General features: G+C 70.2%; 14 protein-coding genes. 8 read left to right on the forward strand and 6 right to left on the reverse strand.

Annotated elements, in window-relative coordinates:
* Positions 1–59: 59 nt before the first annotated feature.
* The 3 genes from RWN05_RS08250 to RWN05_RS08260 all read right to left on the reverse strand — a co-directional run bounded on the left by RWN05_RS08250 (position 60) and on the right by RWN05_RS08260 (position 3,256).
* A complete protein-coding gene (locus tag RWN05_RS08250; protein WP_079003196.1) occupies positions 60–1,112 on the reverse strand; it encodes a LacI family DNA-binding transcriptional regulator in 1,053 nt (350 codons plus the stop codon).
* 43 nt (positions 1,113–1,155) lie between these two features.
* Positions 1,156–2,208 carry a LacI family DNA-binding transcriptional regulator gene (locus RWN05_RS08255; RefSeq protein ID WP_064294982.1) on the reverse strand — a complete coding sequence of 351 codons (1,053 nt, stop codon included), beginning with the start codon at positions 2,206–2,208 and terminating at the stop codon, positions 1,156–1,158.
* Positions 2,209–2,470: 262 nt separating this feature from the next.
* Positions 2,471–3,256 carry a phosphatase PAP2 family protein gene (locus tag RWN05_RS08260; protein ID WP_231884318.1) on the reverse strand — a complete coding sequence of 262 codons (786 nt, stop codon included), beginning with the start codon at positions 3,254–3,256 and terminating at the stop codon, positions 2,471–2,473.
* A 162-nt stretch (positions 3,257–3,418) separates the two neighbouring features.
* Between RWN05_RS08260 and RWN05_RS08265 the strand changes: the two genes are divergently transcribed.
* Positions 3,419–3,847, forward strand: coding sequence for a YchJ family protein (locus RWN05_RS08265; protein ID WP_314139230.1), 429 nt, complete (start codon positions 3,419–3,421; stop codon positions 3,845–3,847).
* Between the two features lie 217 nt (positions 3,848–4,064).
* Here the strand turns inward: RWN05_RS08265 and RWN05_RS08270 are convergent, their stop codons facing one another.
* Positions 4,065–5,306, reverse strand: coding sequence for a multidrug effflux MFS transporter (locus tag RWN05_RS08270; protein WP_314139231.1), 1,242 nt, complete (start codon positions 5,304–5,306; stop codon positions 4,065–4,067).
* A gap of 330 nt (positions 5,307–5,636) precedes the next feature.
* Here RWN05_RS08270 and RWN05_RS08275 point away from each other — a divergent pair, with 330 nt between their 5' ends.
* Both RWN05_RS08275 and RWN05_RS08280 read left to right on the forward strand, forming a co-directional pair.
* Complete coding sequence (locus RWN05_RS08275) at positions 5,637–7,526, forward strand: HSP90 family protein (protein ID WP_314139233.1); 1,890 nt, start codon at positions 5,637–5,639, stop codon at positions 7,524–7,526.
* Positions 7,523–10,405 carry a hypothetical protein gene (locus tag RWN05_RS08280; RefSeq protein ID WP_314139234.1) on the forward strand — a complete coding sequence of 961 codons (2,883 nt, stop codon included), beginning with the start codon at positions 7,523–7,525 and terminating at the stop codon, positions 10,403–10,405. The genes RWN05_RS08275 and RWN05_RS08280 overlap by 4 nt, the downstream gene beginning before the upstream one ends.
* 55 nt (positions 10,406–10,460) lie before the next feature.
* Here RWN05_RS08280 and RWN05_RS08285 read toward each other — a convergent pair whose 3' ends face one another.
* Complete coding sequence (locus RWN05_RS08285; RefSeq protein ID WP_314139235.1) at positions 10,461–11,441, reverse strand: cyclase family protein; 981 nt, start codon at positions 11,439–11,441, stop codon at positions 10,461–10,463.
* A 225-nt stretch (positions 11,442–11,666) separates the two neighbouring features.
* Between RWN05_RS08285 and RWN05_RS08290 the strand changes: the two genes are divergently transcribed.
* From RWN05_RS08290 to RWN05_RS08310, 5 genes are read left to right on the forward strand one after another with little or no spacing between them, the layout of a single operon-like run.
* Entirely contained in the window at positions 11,667–13,019 is a 1,353-nt protein-coding gene (locus RWN05_RS08290; protein ID WP_314139236.1) for an extracellular solute-binding protein, read from the forward strand.
* Positions 13,016–13,927: a sugar ABC transporter permease gene (locus RWN05_RS08295; RefSeq protein ID WP_314139237.1), complete on the forward strand. Its 912-nt coding sequence runs from the start codon at positions 13,016–13,018 to the stop codon at positions 13,925–13,927. Before RWN05_RS08290 ends, RWN05_RS08295 begins: the two co-directional genes overlap by 4 nt.
* Positions 13,924–14,802 carry a carbohydrate ABC transporter permease gene (locus tag RWN05_RS08300; protein WP_314139238.1) on the forward strand — a complete coding sequence of 293 codons (879 nt, stop codon included), beginning with the start codon at positions 13,924–13,926 and terminating at the stop codon, positions 14,800–14,802. Before RWN05_RS08295 ends, RWN05_RS08300 begins: the two co-directional genes overlap by 4 nt.
* Complete coding sequence (locus RWN05_RS08305) at positions 14,799–16,115, forward strand: alpha-L-fucosidase (RefSeq protein WP_314139239.1); 1,317 nt, start codon at positions 14,799–14,801, stop codon at positions 16,113–16,115. The genes RWN05_RS08300 and RWN05_RS08305 overlap by 4 nt, the downstream gene beginning before the upstream one ends.
* A gap of 41 nt (positions 16,116–16,156) precedes the next feature.
* The gene (locus RWN05_RS08310; protein ID WP_314139240.1) at positions 16,157–17,251 is read left to right on the forward strand and encodes a hypothetical protein; all 1,095 of its coding nucleotides are present in this window, start codon (positions 16,157–16,159) and stop codon (positions 17,249–17,251) included.
* 20 nt (positions 17,252–17,271) lie between these two features.
* Here the strand turns inward: RWN05_RS08310 and RWN05_RS08315 are convergent, their stop codons facing one another.
* Complete coding sequence (locus RWN05_RS08315) at positions 17,272–17,592, reverse strand: hypothetical protein (protein ID WP_314139241.1); 321 nt, start codon at positions 17,590–17,592, stop codon at positions 17,272–17,274.
* Between the last annotated feature and the right edge of the window lie 3 nt (positions 17,593–17,595).

A 17,595-nucleotide genomic window follows, 5' to 3' on the forward strand; every position in this document is an offset into this window, starting at 1 on the left:
CTTCTACAACGTTGAAGGTAAACGTTGTAGAAACAGTCTCGTGTGCCGATCGACAGCTGTCAAGACACGTTCGGAGATGGGGATTCAGCTCTGACGGACGAGGGCGTGGTCGACTCACGTCGTACCAGTTCGAAGTCCGCGTAGACCCGACGGGGTGGCACGTCGTCGACACCCCCGGCGATCCGCTCGACGAGCAGCGACACGGCGGTCCGGGCGATCTGCTCCCGCCCAGGTGCGATCGTCGACAGCGACGGCAGGGAGTACCGACCCTCGTCGATGTCGTCGAAGCCGATGACCGCGACCTCGTCGGGCATGGCGACGCCTCGTTCGCTCAGGACGCGCATGGCTCCGAGCGCCAGGGCGTCGTTGAACGCGACGATGCCGTCGAACGCGACACCCTCGTCGAGCATCTCGCGCATCGCGAGCGCTCCGTCGAAGCGACCCCAGACCGGGACCTCCCGGACGAGCGCCGGATCGAACACCATGCCGGCGGCCTCCAGCGCCGCTCGATACCCGGCGAGACGCAGACTGGCCGAACCGACGATGTCGGCGCGGTGCGCTCCGAACGCGACGATCCGTGTCCGACCGAGCCCGATCAGATGCTCCGTCGCGGCACGCGCTCCCTCGGTGTTGCGCATCGTCACGTGGTCGTTCGGCGCGTTGAACATGCGCTCACCGAGGAGCACCATCGGGATGGTGACCTCCTCCACGACGGCGAGATCCTCGTCGCCGAGGTGGAGCGCGCTGTAGAGGACACCGTCGACCGCACGGAGTCGCGCACCGCGCAGGAGCTCGGCCTCGCGTGCCCGGTCGCCGCCGCTCAGCTCGATCAGCACCGACAGCCCGAGCTGGTCGGCGGCGTGCATGACGGCGTCGGCGAGTTCGGCGAAGTAGGAGTTCCGGAGGTCGGGGATGATCAGGCTGATGACGCCGGAACGACCGGAGCGGAGCCCGCGTGCGGAGAGGTTGGGCCGGTAGCCGAGTTCGGCGATCGCGGCGAGCACCCGCTCCTTCGTCGCCTGCTTGATGTGGGGGTAGTCGTTGACGACGTTCGAGACGGTCTTGGCGGACACCCCGGCGAGCTTCGCCACGTCGTGCAGGGTGGTCGCCATGATCCTCCTCGGCGGCGGCATCCCCGGCCGCCCAGTACGCACTCTACAACGTTGAAGGAGCGGCCCTGGATCCGGGCTCGTGAGCGGTGACGGAACCGGTGGACTCCCTCGGGACGACGCGGAAGCCACTGACGATCGCACGCGGTGCCTCCGGCTGCCCGGGCGCGGCGATCCGCTCGATGAGGAGCTCGACGGCGCGCTCGGCGATCTCCTCGCGGCCGATGTCGACGGTGGACAGGGTCGGGAGGGCGTAGCGCGTCTCGTCCAGGTCGTCGAAGCCGATGATCGCGACGTCGTCGGGGATGCGGAGACCGGCGTCCTGGAGGACGCGCATGGCACCGAGGGCCATCGCATCGTTGAAGGCGACCACGCCGTCGAACGGCAGGCCCGCGGCGATGACCTCGCGCATCGCGTTCGCCCCGTCGCTGCGGTGCCAGCTGACGACGGTGCTGACGTAGGCGGGATCGGCCGGGATGCCGGCGGCTTCGAGCGCCTCCCGATACCCCTGGAGACGGAGGGCGGCCGGCCCGAGGGTGTCGTGCGGGTCGGTGCCGAGCGCGACGATGCGGCGTCTGCCCTGCGCGAGCAGGTGTTCGGTCGCCGCGCGGGCGCCGTCGACGTTGGCCATCGTCACGTGGTCGCGGTCGCCGTCGAACAGTTGCTCACCGAGGATCACCATGGGGCCCTCCGGGAGGAGTGCACTGTCGTCGCGGTCGAGGCTGAGCGGGCTGTAGAGGATGCCGTCGACCAGCTGCATGCGCGGCCCACGGAGGATCTCGAGCTCGACGTCGCGACCGCCGGCGACCTGCTCGATGAGCACGGAGAGCCCGCGCGCACGCGCCTGACGCATGACCGCGTCGGCGAGCTCCGCGAAGTAGGCGTTGCGGAGGTCGGGGATGATGAGGCTGATCACGCCGGACCGGCCTGAGCGGAGGCTCCGGGCCGAGAGGTTGGGGCGGTAGCCGAGCTCGGCGATCGCGCGCTCGACCTTGGAGCGGGTCGCGTCGCTCACGTGCGGGTAGTCGTTGACGACGTTCGAGACGGTCTTGATCGAGACGCCCGCGCGTGCGGCGACGTCGTGCATCGTGATCGACACGCGTCTCCTCCCCCGGCCGGCTCCCGGCTGTCAGCAGACTACCGCTCCGCCGGCACGGGGGGGGGGGGCCGCCAGCGCGGTGCGCTGAGGCGAGCGCGGGTCTGTGGCGTGAGCGCGGGCCTCCGGAGGGGCGCGCCCACGCGGTGGACCCGCGCTCACGCCGGTCCGGGCGGTCTGGGGTCAGCGCACCGCGCTGGCGCCAGGACGGAGCACGAACGACGAGCGGTAGAGGACCGGCATCGAGGGACGGGCGTCCACGCGATCAGCCGTCGGTGAGCGGGACCCGTTTCTTCGGCTCGGTCGACATCCGGTGCAGCAACGGCACGGCGATGATGAGCGCGACACCGGCACCGAGCAGCAGCCCGCCGATCGTGTCGCTCACCCAGTGGGCGCCGAGATAGGTGCGCGACAGCATCATCAGCAGCGTGTAGGCGACACCGATCAACCACACCCAGACCCGCGGGAAGATGATCCCGAACGCGACGGCGATGGTCGCCGCGTTCGCGCTGTGCCCGGAGGGGAACGAACCGAAGTCGGCGTGGACGAGGATGTCCTCGGGCCGTGACCGACCGACGATGTTCTTGATGATCTGCACTGCTCCGGCACTCAGGGCGGAGACGAGCGCGAAGTACAGGGCGGCCCATGGACGGCGCAACAGCAGCAGGACGGCGATCCCGAGCAGCGGCACGACGAAGATCGCGACGACCCCGCCGCCGAGCCAGTTCATGACGAGCGCAGCCTGGACGAGCCACGGCGAACGCTCCTCGAGGACCTCCTGCATCCACTCCTCGTCGAACCCGAACGGGGCGTTCGGACCGCGCTGGAAGAGCAGCACGCCGAGCAGGAGGACGAGGACCACGGCGATCGCGCCGCTGATCAACGGCCACCGCCGGGAGACCTTCGCGGCGAGCTTCGGATCGGGCCGGATCGACGCCGGGTCCGGATCCATCGCGAGCGAACCCGACTCGTCGAGGGCTGGCGAGACCGCCTCGTGCACCTCGGGAGCCGGTGCAGCTGCTGGGTCGTCGTGGTCGTCGGGTGCCGTCATCGTCCCATCATGCCGTGTCGGGTATGTCTCACGCGTGGGCTTGCGCCGAGAGGATGTCGTGCCGATCGCCGCGCCGATGCGCCACCGGACGCGTGCCGACGGGCCGTGACAACCGACGTCCGGCGAGCACGACCAGCGAGCCTGGCGGGCGATACTGGAGCAGTGACGACCGACGCCCGAACCGCTGCCCTCTCCGACGACGCACGGTGCCCCTGCCTGTCCGGTGAGACGTACGGCGCTTGCTGCGGTCGCCTGCACCGAGGCGAGTCGTCGGCGGCGACCGCGGAGGCGCTCATGCGGTCGCGGTTCTCGGCCTTCGCGGTCGGCGACCCGGAGTACCTGTTGCGCACGTGGCATCCGTCGACCAGGCCGGCATCGCTCGAGTTGGACGGCTCGCTCCGCTGGTACCGGCTCGACATCGTCGCGACCTCCCGCGGTGGGCTGCTCGACACCGAGGGGATGGTCGAGTTCGTCGCGCACCACAAGGTTCCCGGCGCGCGGGGCTCCGCGGGGAGCCAGCACGAACGGAGTCGGTTCTTGAAGGACACCGGCGCGTGGACCTACGTCGACGGCGTGGACCCCTCCTCCTGACCGGGACCCACCCGCCCGGTCCGGCCCCGATGCCGGCGTCAGCGCGGTGCGCCGGCCCGAACCGCCCGGGACCGGCGTCAGCGCGGTGCGGCCACGTGAGCGAGCCCGAACTGGCGCGACCGCGGGTCGCAGCCGTGAGCGCGCCGCTCCGGAGACCCGCGCTCACGCCACAGACCCGCGCTCACGTCAGCGCACCGCGCTGGCGCAACCCGCCAGGTCAGCCGGCGAGGGCCGGGACCTTCTTCGGCTGCACGATGAACCAGAGCGCACACACCGACACGACCGAGGTCGCGGCCATCACGGCACCCATGGGGATCGCGGTACCGATCCCGAGCACACCGACGATCGGCGAGATGAGCCCCGCGAGACCGAAGTTGAGCGCCCCGAGGAGCGACGCCGCCGTCCCGGCCTCGTGCCCGTGGTTCGCGAGTGCGAGCACCTGCACCGCCGGGAAGCCGAAGCCGCACGACAGGATGAAGAAGAACAGTGGCACCAGCACACCGAACAGCCCGACGTCCGCCATCGTCAGCGCGACGATCGTGACCGCCGAGATGAGCTGCACGATGGTCGTGCACGCGAGGATCCACTGCGGCCCGTACCAGCGCATGAGGCGCGACGAGATCTGCACCCCCGCGACGATGCCGAGCGAGTTCACCGCGAACAGGAGACCGTACTCCTGCGCGTCGAAGTCGTAGACCTCCTGGAAGAGGAATGACGAGCTCGAGAGGTAGGCGAACAGGCCCGAAAAGCTCATGCCGCCGATGAGGGCGACACCGACGAACACGCGGTCGCTGAACACCGAGCGGTAGCGGTCGCGGACGGTGCTGTGTCCGGCGTCGCGACGCCGCGCCGGAGGCAGGGTCTCGACGATCCAGAGCGACACCGCGATGACGACGAACAGTCCGTAGGCGGCCAGGAACACGAAGAGTCCGCGCCAGTCGAGGACGAGGAGGAGCTGCGACCCGATGACGGGGGCGGCGATCGGCGCGAGCCCGTTCACGAGTGCGAGTCGCGACAGCATCCGCACGAGCGGCTTCCCACCGAAGAGGTCGCGGACCATCGCCATCGCGACCACACCACCGGCCGCCGCACCGGCGCCCTGCAGCACGCGGAACACCATGAGCCATCCGATGTCGGGCGCGAATGCGGCGCCGATCGAGGCCGCGATGTGGATGCTCGTCGCGAGGATGAGCGGGAGACGCCTGCCGACCTTGTCGCTCCAGGGCCCCATGAAGAGCTGGCCCACCGCGAAGCCGATCGTGGTCCCGGTGAGGGTGAGCTGGATGAGGCTGACCGGGACGTCGAGGTCCTGTTCGAGGATCGGGAACGCCGGCAGATAGAGGTCGATGGTGAACGGCCCGAGCGCGGTGAGCGCGCCGAGCACGAGGATGTAGACGAGGCGCTGCCTGCCCGAGAGCGAGTCCCCGGGGTGGACGACGGTGATTCCTGCGGTGTGCACTGGTGAACGGATTCCTAGCGAGGTGCGGGGGGGGTGGAGGAGTGGTCCGAATCGATGTCGAATCGATTCGAGAAGTGGCGTCAAGGTTAGCAGCCGGGGACGCGTTTTCGCGACACCCCAGGACGACCGATCGGCGTCGACCTCGCTCCACAGGCCCTGGGGAGCAGGGTCGTCTCACCGACTCCCAGGTGACCGCCCAGCATCCGTTTCACGACGTTCGCTAGGCTGATCCGGCTGCAGACGAACCGGTCGCGGTCCGTCTGCATGAAGCCCGATCCACCCCGCACAGACGCCCGATGCAGGCCCCGCAGCCGCCGACGGAAGAGAGCCATGCCAGACCACTCCCGAGCCCCGCTGCCGTTCCAGGTCGACCTCCGCGGAGTCGTCGACCTGCTGAGCCGCCACATCTACTCGGGACCGCGCGTCTACCTCCGCGAGCTCCTGCAGAACGGACGCGACGCCGTCGCAGCCCGTCGCGTGGACGACCCGACGGCGCCTCCCGGCAGACTCCTCATCACCCCGCACGTGCCACCGTCCGGCTCGGAGGCGGGCTCGCCGTTCCGATTCCGTGACGACGGTGTCGGGCTCACCCGCGACGAGGCCGCAGAACTCCTGGCGACGGTCGGCCGCAGCTCCAAGCGCGGCGACCTCGACGAACTCCAGCGCGGCGACTACCTCGGCCGGTTCGGCATCGGTCTGCTGAGCTGCTTCATGGTGGCCGACACCATCACCGTCCGCAGCCGCTCGGCTCGTGGCGGTCCGGCCATCGAGTGGATCGGCGACGCCGACGGTACGTTCACGATCCGAGAACTCGACGACGCCGCGACCGCCGCCATGCCGATCGGCTCCGAGGTCGTCCTCGATCCACGCATCGACGGTCCGATGCACGACGGCAGTCTGCTCGGGCACGGTTCGGTGCTCGGCCTCGCCACGACGTTCGGACGCTTCCTCGACCTCGACGTCGAGGTGGTCGATCCCTCCGCCCCCGACCACCCGGTGCGCATCAACGTCGACCCGGTGTTCCGGACGGCTGAGGCGACGACTCGCGAAGCGCTCCTGGCGTTCGGGGAGGACCTCCTCGGGACGCGCCCGTTCGACGCCGTCGAGATCGTGGTGCCCGGCACCGGCACCCGGGGCACCGCCTTCGTCCTCCCCTCACCGCCTCCGCCGGGCGCCCGGCAGGCGAGCCGCGTCTACCTCGGCGGCATGCTGCTGAGCGAACAGATCGACGACCTGCTGCCCGAGTGGGCGTTCTTCGTCCGCTGCATCGTCGACACGACGGGGCTCCGCCCGACGGCTTCGCGCGAGCATCTCGTGCAGGACGACGCGTTGGAGTTCACCCGCGAGGCCATCGGAGCAACCCTGCGACGGTGGATCCTCGACCTCGCCCGCCAGCGGCCGCACCGACTCCAGGAGTTCATCGGCGTCCACCAGCTCGGCATCAAGGCGATCGCCGCTCACGACGACGACCTCGCGAGTGCCGTCGTCCGGTGGCTCCCGATCGAGACCTCCGCCGGCACGACGACGATCGACGAACATCTGTCGCAGACCGGCGTCATCCGATACACGGCATCCCGCGACGAGTTCCGTCAGATCGCCGCGGTCGTCGATCCGGCCTCACCGATCGTCAACGGCGGGTACGTGTACGACCAGGAGATCCTGGAGCGGCTGCCCCACCTGATCGACGGCGTTCGGGTCGAACGGGTGACGGTCGCCGACGAGCTCGACAACCTCGAGCCGCCCCACCTGGACGACCTCGCCGCGACGACGGCACTCGAGGACCGCGCCAGCCGCGTGCTCGCCGAGGTCGAGTGCCGGGTCTCGGTGCGCCGGTACCGGCCGGACGACCTCGCCGCGCTGTACGTCGCCGACCCGTCCGTGCTCCGACGGCTCGAGCGGCACCGGGCCGCCTCGGTCGCACCGGGTATCTGGTCGCAGGTCGTCGGAGCCGTCGACTCCTTCCTCGCCGACGCCGGCCCGGGAGGCACTGAGGCCGACACCGCCGCCCGGCTCTGCCTCAACTGGAACGCGGCGCTCGTCCGCCGCCTGGCGACCCTCGACGACGACCTCGTGTTCGAGCGCAGCATCCAACTGCTCTACGTCCAGGCGCTCCTCGCCGGGCACCGCCCCCTCGAAGCGCGCGACCGCCGCATGCTCGACGCAGCCATGACCGACCTGATCGGCCTCAGTGTCGGTCTCGACGACAAGGAACTCCGATGACCGACACCACCGCCACCCCTGTGAACGACATCGACCCCGACGCGAGCATCCAGGACCTCCTCGAGGAGGCCGACACCCTGCCGTGTGGTCCCGCCGAGCGAGCCCTGCTCGACGAGGCGCTCCGGCGAGCCGAGGCCGCCGGCGACGAGGAGGCCGCGTACGCGACCCGCATGCGGTTGACCCAGTCGGCGCACATGACGGGCGACACCGACGCCATGTTCAGCTCCTTCGGCTGGTGCGTCGGCAAGCACGACGCAGACCCGGAGCGCTTCCCGATCACGGTCGACGGCTGCGACCTGCTGTTCCAGTACAAGTGGATGGCCGGCCGGCTGTCGACGAACCCGACCTTCTCGCTCGCGCAGATCGAGGCCATGCACGAGGACATGCGCGCGCGGTACGCGGCAGCGGGCGCCACGATGAGCGGCGTGGTGCAGTCGCAGTTCCACATCGCGACGGTGACCGGTCGCCTCGACGAGGCCGCCGCGTTCCTGGAACGCCGCTCGACCATCGAGGACGACCGGTACAGCCACTGCGAAGCGTGCGTGCGCAATGAGGACGCCTGGTTCCACCAGCTCCGCGGGCACGACGACGACGCGATCCGGATCTACGACGAGATGTTCGAGAACCGCATGAGCTGTGGCGAGGAACCGGAGACGAGCGAGGCACAGGCGCTCCTCCCCTACCTCCGCGCCGGCCGGTTCGACGACGCCAAGGCGGCGCACCAGCGCAGCTACCGGGTCGCCCGTTCCAACGCCGACGGATTCGGCATCATCGCCGACCACCTCGTGTTCTGCGCCGTCACGGGCAACGAGGCGCGCGGCCTGGCGATGCTCGAACGCCACCTGCGGACCCTCGTCAACGACCCCATCAACCTGTCCGGGCACGCCGACGGGCTCATCGCGGTCGGCGTCCTCCTGGATGCCGTCGCCCGAGCCGGTCACGGGGATCTGCCCGTCCGCGGTGCCGACGCCCCCGACCTCGCCCGGTACCTCGGCACTGAGTCGACCGACGCCGCCGACTGGACCGTCACCGCGGTCGCGGCTCGCGCCTGGGCGGCCGCCGAGCACCTGACCCGTGCCTTCGACGAACGCAACGGCAACGCCTTCCGTACCGAGCGGCTCGAGGCCGCGCGGGCACTCGCGACGGAGCACTGGGACCTCCCGCTGTCGGTCGAGGGGTTCGCCGCCCCCGTCGCCGAGCCGGAGCCGGCGACCACGGCCGCCGAGTGGCGTGAACGGACCTCCGCGCTCCTGCAGAGCGCCGATCCGCGGGCTGCGATCGTCGCCGCGGAGCAGGGCCTCGCGCTCCTGGCGGGCGACGCGGATCCCGACGAGAACCTCCGCGCCGGACTCCTGGGCGCGATCGCACAGGCTGCGGTCATCGAGGGTGACGACGACCGCGCCGGGACGGCCTGGACCGACCGCGGTGCGGCGCTCCGTGCAGCAGGACGCATCGAGGTCGCCGACGTCGAGGCCCGCTTCGGCGTTGCCCTGCTCGGCACGGCGACCGAGGACCGGCTCACCCTCCTGCTCGCCGAGCTGGACGACGCCCGTCTCGTCCCCGTCGACGCGGACCGGCTCATCCACACGCTCGTCGTCACGGCGCGCCATGCGTTCGAGCTCGCGGGAGCGCAGACCGAGCAGGAGTCCGCGGAACGGTTCATGGGGATCGCCGACCGGCTCGCGGGTGAGGCCGTGCTCGCCGCCGCGGTCGACGATCCGGGCGAGGCAGGCCCGCCGGCCCGCCTCCTGCACGCGCACCTCTTCGCCGTGACCGGCCGGATCGAGGAGGCGGCAGAGCTCCTCGACCCGCTCCTCGAGCCCGGGCAGCGGGCGTCGGTCCGACTCCCGGCATTGACGCTCCGCACCCGGATGCTCGGCGGGGCAGGGGCCTTCGCCGAGGGGGTCGCGCTCGCCGACGAGCTCGTCGCGCTCCAGACCCTCCTCGGCAACCGGCTCGGCATCATCCAGGCGTGCACCCTCTCCGCAGCCCTCCTGAGCGACGCCGACCGCGATCGCGAGGCCGCGGCTCGAATGCAGCTCGCGATCACCCACGCGAAGCGGGCGGAGTACGCCGACCTCGACTCGCTGACGCTCCAACTCGCGCGGTACCTCCAGTTCGCGGGCGATGCCGCCACGGCGCTCGAGCACTACGACGAGGTCTACCAGGCGAAGCGTGAGCACGCCGCGCCGGGTGAGCTCGCGGATCTGCTCGCCAACATGGGTGAGGCCGCGCGCATGATCGGTGAACACGGCATGGCGTACGGCGTGTGGCGTGCCGCGATCGACGACGCCGCGTCCGTCGGGAACGACCAAGTGGTCATCCGCACCGGCTTCGGGTTGAGCACGCTCCTCATCCAGTTCGAGGACGACGACGCGATCGAGGTCATCGACCAGGCACTCGCCGCCGCTCGGCGCCTGGGCGACCCGCAGCTCCTCATCCAAGCGCTCCAGCGCGCGGCGAGCGCACGGGCGGCCTTCGGCGACGACACCGGGCTGCCGCTCTACTCGGAGGCTCGTGACATCGCCTCGGCGCACGAGGCGGCGTGGCTCGTGGCCGACATCACCGATTCGGAGGCCCGCTCGCTCGGTGCGCTCGGACGCGCCGACGAAGCGGCGGCGACGGCTCGGCTCGCCGCTGCGGGGTTCGTGGCCGCCGGTGACGAGAACGGCGCGGCGGTGGCCGAGGTGTTCGCGGCGAGGTCCCGGGTCGCCGTCGACGACCACGCCGGTGCCGTCGACCTGTTCCGTTCGGCTCGCGGACGCCTCCCTACAGGCTCGCCCGACTGGACGACGGTCACGGCCGAGCTCGCGGACGCGTACGAGCGATTGGAGCAGCACACCGATGCGGCACTGCTCCGGGCCGAGATCGAGGAGTGATCGGGACCGTCCTCAGCGCGCCGACGGCACCGCGAGGACGGTCTTCGGACCGCGCCTAGGGCAGTCGCGCGAAGGCGCGGACGGGGAAGGTCGCGAAGTCCTCGACGAGCGGTGGCGTCGCGGTGAAGGCGGCGCCGCTCGCGGGGAGCTGCTCGAGCCCGGTGAGGTGCTCGACCACCTGGATCCCGGCTTCGAGGAGCAGCGAGTGGGCGGGGCGTGCGCCACCGGATCCCGGCTCGGTGTCGTCGATGTTGATGGAGTCGATGCCGACCAGCACCACGCCCTGCTCGACGAGGTACCGCACCCCGTCCTCGGCGAGGTAGGGAGCGTCCTTCGTGTAGGCCTCGGTCGCGAAGTGGCGGTCCCACCCGGTGTGCAGGAGGACGGCGGACCCGCGCAGCTCGCGGTCGAGGAAGACGTTCGCGCCGATGCCGCGTTCCGTCGAGTCCTGGAGGTGGAACACCTCGGCCGGGAGGTCGACGAGCTGCTCGAGCGTCAGGCTCGCGAGGTCGCCGCCGCCGGCGTAGCGGTGGTACGGGCTGTCGAGGTAGGTGCCGGTGTTGCCGACCATCTCGATGATGTCCATCGCGAACTCGGTGCCCTCGGCGTACTTCGGGCGAGAGTCCTCACGGGTGAGGAACGGACGGATCACGGGCTCCGGCAACCCCGGGTAGGTGCGGAGGCCGGCACGGATCGGGTGGCTGAGTTCGACGAGCGCGCCCTCCGGACGGGGGCGCACGGCGTTCGCAGCCGCTGTGGTGTCGGGGACCTCGAGCCCGGCCGCCGCAGCCGCCGCCAGGATCCCGCGGGAGCCCTTGTGCTGCTCGCGCACGATCTCCAGCTTGGTGATGCGGATCTCGCCGACCATCGCGAGACCGAGGTGCGTGACGAGCAGCCGACCGACCTCCTGCTGCTGCGCCTTCCCCTTCACCTGCGCGATGGCGGGCGGCAGGTCGAGGCGGAAGTCCTCGACGGCGAGACCGCCGCCGTTCAGGAAGCTGACGGTGGCATCGAGGACGGCGCGTTGTTCGGTCATGCCCTCATTCTGACGGGTGCCGCGAACCCTGCCGAGGGATTCCCGGCCATGGGCCACCGATATCCGGCCACGACCGTGCGGTTCCGTCGACTGGACGGCTGAGTGCACTCCATAAGCAGCCCTCATGAGGCTTTTGTACACAGGGCTTGCATATCACATATCTCATGCCTATCCTCGATATGCAAGGACGGCTGACGAACCCGTCCGCGGACGAGGAGAGCCCCCATGAAGCACCAACGAACCCTGTCGATCGCCGCTGCAGCCGCCACGCTGGTCGCGCTCTCCGCGTGCACGGGCGACGCCGGGGGCGAGCGTGTCGGTCGCTGCACGATCGCCGACGAATTCGCCGCTGGCACGCCGGTCGACGCGACGCCGTCCGGCGAGATCACCTTCCAGACCACCGCGCTGAAGGCCTCGTTCTCCGACTACTTCACCGAGCTCATCGAGGACTTCGAGGCCGCCTACCCCGGCACGACCGTCATCTGGGAGGACGACCCTGGCGACGGCAGCTTCGCCACTCGGCTCGTCGCGGACGCGCAGGCGTGCTCGCTGGCGGACGTCGTGAACATGCCGCTCGCCACCGCCGGCGGGCTCCGCGAACAAGGCTTCCTCGCCGACCTCGACGCCGCGTCACCGGGCATCGGCGCCGACTTCATCCCGAGCCTGTGGGACAGCCTGGTCCTCCCCGGCGACGACCACCACTACGTACTCCCCTGGTACTGGGGCCTCATCGGCCTCCAGACGTACAACACCGAGCTCATGCAGCGCGCCGGGCTCGACCCGGAGCAGCCGCCGACCACCTTCGAGGAACTCTTCGACGCGGCCGATCAGGTCGCCGAACGGTCGAACGGCGAGTTCAGTGCCTTCTCCGCGAGTCTCGGTCTGCGACTCCCGCTCGAGTGGCAGCTGCAGGAGGCCGAGGTCATCGCCGACGACGGTTCGGCGTTCGTCTTCGCCGACGATCCGGCCGTGCAGGAGTGGACCGAGCGCATGACGCGACTCGCGCTGGCCGGCGGCATCCCGAAGGACTCGATCGCGTCCGACGACGAGCCCACCGCCCTGTTCACCCAGGGCGCGACCGTCTGGGGCTCACCGAACGCCTCCTCGCTCCGGTACGTGCAGGAGGGCAACCCGGGCGTGTACGAGCACGTGGGCGTCTCGTCCCTCCTCGACCGCCGCGGCACGGCGATCGCCGAGGTACAGACCATCGGTGTCCCGAGCACGAGCACCAACCCGGCCACCGCCATCGCGTTCGCACAGTTCCTCCTCGCCGCCGAGCAGCAGAACCGCTTCATCAGCGACCCACGCATCCAGAACTTCCCGAGCACCACCGAGTCGCTCGGCATCCCGAAGCTCACGGACATCACCGGTACCGCACCCATCGACGAGGCGAACCGTGTCGCCGTCGACCTCGCCGACGAAGCGGAGATCGTCACCATCGTGCAGTGGAGCGACGCGGTCGCGAACGCGGTCAACGCCGAGCTCCAGCTGGCGCTCACCGGGAAGAAGGCACCGCGTGAGGCGCTCCGGGCCGCCCAGGACGCGGCCAACCGGGTCATCGGAGCCGATGCTCGATGACGACCGCGATCCACCTCAACGGGGCGGCGCGTTATCGACCGCCCTGGGTGCCGCTGCTGTGGTGCGCACCCGCGCTGCTCATGATCACGATCTGGAGCGTCGGGCCCTTCGTCGGGACCATCGCGCTGTCGTTCACCGACACGTCCCCGCTCGGCATGGGTGGAGCGTTCGTCGGCCTCGACAACTACCGGTCGATCCTGCAGGACCCCGCGTTCTGGTCCGCGACCGGCAACAGTGTGCTGTACGCGATCATCGCCGTCCCGTTGCTGGTCGTCCTCCCACTGCTGCTCGCGCAGCTCGTCCACACCCGGCTCCCCGGGATGGGGTTCTTCCGCTCCGCCTACGCGGCTCCGATCGTGGCGTCCGTCGTCGCGGTCGGGCTGGTCTGGCAGAACCTCCTCGGTGAACAGGGGCCCGTGAACACGATGTTCCAACGGGTCGGTCTCATCCAGCAGGCGGTGCCGTTCCTCTCCGAGGGGTCGCTCATCCTGCTCAGCGCCATCGCCCTCACGGTGTGGCGTGGGCTCGGGTGGTATCTGATCTTCTACCTGGCGGCGCTCTCCAACATCCCCCGTGAGCTGTACGAGGCGGCCGAACTCGACGGCGCCGGCCCGACACGACGGTTCCTCACCATCACGGTGCCGGGCACCCGCCTCACGATGCTCCTCGTCGGGCTCCTCGCCGGCATCGGGTCGCTCCGCGTGTTCAGCGAGGTCTACCTGCTCGGCGGCGCCACCGGTGGCCCGGGAGGCGAAGCGCGGACACTCCCGTTCTTCATCCGCGACGCAGCGCTCGACCCGATCACCGGCAACGCGGGCTACGGCGCGGCCGCGAGCGTGGCGCTCTTCACGCTCACCGCCGTGTTCGCCGTGCTGGCTCAGCGCTTCGGTGGGGAGCGGGACGCATGATCGCGCACATCGGGCAGCCACCCGCGCGACCACTCCTGCGGCGTCGGCGTCGGCGCTGGTCGAGGACGACACCGGTGCGGTACGCGCTCCTGCTCCTCGTGCTGCTCATCTCCGTCGGCCCGTTGCTGTGGCAGTTCCTGTCGTCGCTCAAGGGCTCCGGCGAAGCACTCTTCGGACGCGACGCCACCCTGTTCCCGCAGTCGCCGACGCTCGACGCCTACGTCACGATCTTCCGGCAGATCCCCATGGACGCCTACCTGACGAACAGCGCGATCGTCTGCACCCTCACCATCGCCTCCCAGGTGGTGTTGCCGACCGCAGCCGGGTACATGCTCTCCCGACGCGGCTGGCGCGGGCGGCGGGTCACCTTCACCGTGCTGATCGTGTCGATGGTCGTGCCCTTCGAGTCGATCATGGTGTCGCTCTTCCTCATGACCCAGGAGCTCGGCCTGCTCGACACCCTCGTCGGCGCATGGCTCCCCGGTGCTGTCTCCGCGATGAACGTCCTCATCATGCGGGCCGCGTTCACGGCGGTGCCCGACGAGATCGAGGACGCCGCCTTCCTCGACGGAGCCTCGGAGTGGCAGCGGTTCACCGCCCTCTTCCTGCCGTCGTCCATCGGCGCGATGCTCGTCGTCGTCGTCAACTCCTTCATCACCGCCTGGGACGACTTCCTCTGGCCGCTCCTCGTCCTGCGGAGCGAGTCGTCGTTCACCGTCTCGCTCGGACTCGCACGACTCTCGGCGTCGTCGTTCGGGTTCGACCCCAGGGTCGTGATGGCCGGATCCATCATCGCCGTCGTCCCGGTCCTCGTGGTGTTCATCGTGCTGCAACGATGGTTCCACCGAGGCGTCGCAGCAGGAGGAGTCAAGTGAGTCAACAGTCGCACCACCGCCAGCACCGTCCCGTCCCGACCGAGGGCCAGTTGCGCTGGCAACAGGACGGCTTCGGCGTGTTCTTCCACTTCGGCGTCAACACCTTCGCCGGCAAGGAGTGGAGCGACGGCACCCTGCCCGCCTCGAGCTTCGATCCGAGCGACCTCGATGTACGGCAGTGGGTGCGCGTGGCGGCCTCGATCGGCGCCCGATACGTCATCCTCACCGCGAAGCATCACGACGGGTTCTGTCTCTGGCCGACCGCGACGACCGACTACAGCGTCGCATCCTCTCCGTGGCAGGACGGCCACGGCGACATCGTGGCCGAGCTTGCAGCGGCCTGTCGCGAGGCGGGCCTCGGACTGGGGCTGTACCTCTCGCCGTGGGATCGCCACGCTCCCGAGTACGCCGACGAGGCGCGCTACGCCGAGGTGTACGCCCGGCAGCTCACCGAACTGTGCACGAATTACGGCGAGCTCGTCGAGCTGTGGTTCGACGGCGCCGGGTCCGAGGGGTACACCTACGACTGGCCCGGCATCACCGCCATCATCGAACGACTCCAGCCGCAGGCGATGGTGTTCAACATGGGCGCCCCGACGATCCGCTGGGTGGGTAACGAGAACGGTCTTGCCGAAGACCCGATGCGGTACGTCGTCGACCACACCGACTTCAGCAACTACACGGTCGTCACCAGCCGGTTCGAGGAGGCCCTCTACCTGCCGCCCGAGTGCGACGTCTCGATCCGCCGCGGCTGGTTCTGGCACCCGGACGACGAGCCGAAGTCGGTCGAGCATCTGCTCGCGATCTTCTACCGGTCCGTCGGACTCGGAGCGAACCTGCTCCTCAATCTCCCACCAGACACTCGCGGACTCCTCCCCGACGCCGATGTGGAACGGGTGACCGCCTGGGCCGCGGAGCGCGACCGACGCTTCGCACAGCCGATCCCGGGAACGCTGACCACCGATGGGACGACGGTCACCGTCACGTTCGCGGGGCAGGTCACCATCGATCACCTCCGGCTGCACGAGGACCTCGCAGCCGGACAGCGCGTCGACCGCCACGAGGTCCGGACAGCGGACGGCCGCGCGCTCGTCGAAGCCGGTTCCGTCGGCGTCTCGAGGGTGCACGTGTTCGAACCGGTCACCACCGACCGGCTGACGATCGAGCTCGTCCCCGACGTCACCGACGAGGCGGGCCGCGCCGGGGAGCCACCGGTACCGACACTCCTCGCGGTCACCGCGTTCCACACTGGCACGAGCACCGTCCCCGAGCTGCCGGTCGGATACGAGGCCCCGACGGACGCCCCCGACTGAGCGGGCAGGGCCGGCCTCGACGCGGAACTAGGCTGGTGAACGTGCAGGCACTCCCCGAACCACTCGACACGAGTGCGCTCACCCGGCCGCTTCCCCGTCGCGAGGTTCGAGAGCAATGGCGAGCCTTCGTCGCCGAACAGCCCGACGCCCTCGACCGCATCGGGCGGGCGCGCCGGATCACGACCACGATCGGCACGGTGGGCGGACTGCTGAGCATCCCGCTCTTCACGCTGATCGGCGTCCTGGCGCTCGCACAACACGGCGCGGATGCTGCACGACTCGCCTTCGGATTGGGAACGCTCGCGCTGGCCATGGTCACCGTCGCCGTGATCCTCGTCCGGACGACGGTCAGGGTCTGGTCACGCAGGACCATGCGACGCACGCACCTCCGTCTCGTCGCCTTCGCCGAGGCGAACGGATTCGACTACCTGGTCGGCCCCGTTGCGGCGCCGCGCGACATGCCCTGGCGGAACCGCGGTGCACTGAACCTTCACCGCGTCCTCCGAAGCCGCCAACCGCGCGGCATCGAGATCACGAATTACGAGATCACCGGAAACCGGAAGAACCTCGCGGCCCCCTTCGGCGGCTACTGCGCGCTCCGGATACCGATCGCCCTGCCACACCTGGTGCTCCGCGCGCAGGACGGCCGACGCCGCGGCATGAGCTCCGCGAGCGCCCCGGTGGGCACCCAGCGACTGGAGCTCGAGGGCGATTTCGACCGACACTTCCACCTCTACTGCCCGATCGGCTACGAGGCGGACGCGCTCTACCTGTTCACGCCCGACGTGATGGCGCGCCTCCTCGACCACGTGCGCGGCTTCGACGTCGAGATCGTCGACGACTGGCTCCTCCTCGTGACCACCGACGACCTCGTCACGACGAAGGTCGACGATTGGCAGGACATCGCCGCCGCTGTCGACGCCGTGGACGACCGTGTCGAGCGCTGGGCCCGGTGGCGCGAGACCCGGGGCGACCGACGGAGCACCGAGACGGTCGCACCGGCGCCCGACGCGATGGTCGGCCGCGTCAGCACTCGCGGCCGACGCCTCAAGCTCCGTATGAGTACCGACGACATCCTCATGTGGAGCGCGCTGGCGCTCTTCGCTGTCGGCGCCGTCGTCGGGCTCCTCCCCTAGCCCGTCCGGACGGGTACGGGTCAGTCGCCGTACTCGTCGAGGAAGGTGTCCGACTCGGCATCGAGCGCACATCCCTCGGCGGCGGCCTCGGCCGGGATACGGTCGCCGGCGTCGACGATGCTGCTCGCCCGCTCCGCGATGCACCGTTCCATCGCCCGCTCGGCGGCCGCCGGGTCGGCGGCGGTGAACCCGCCCGTCGCTGCGACGATCGCGAGGACCGCTCCGACACCGGCGACGAGGACGGTCCCACCGATCGCGAGCTTCCATCCGAGCCTCGTCGGCTCGGCCGTCCTCTGGTCGCCCGGTTCGTGCTGCTCCGTCCGCGTGAACACATCCGTCATCGG

The sequence above is a fragment of the uncultured Plantibacter sp. genome (genome assembly GCF_963518075.1).
In the GTDB taxonomy this organism is placed as follows: Bacteria; Actinomycetota; Actinomycetes; order Actinomycetales; family Microbacteriaceae; genus Plantibacter; species Plantibacter flavus_A.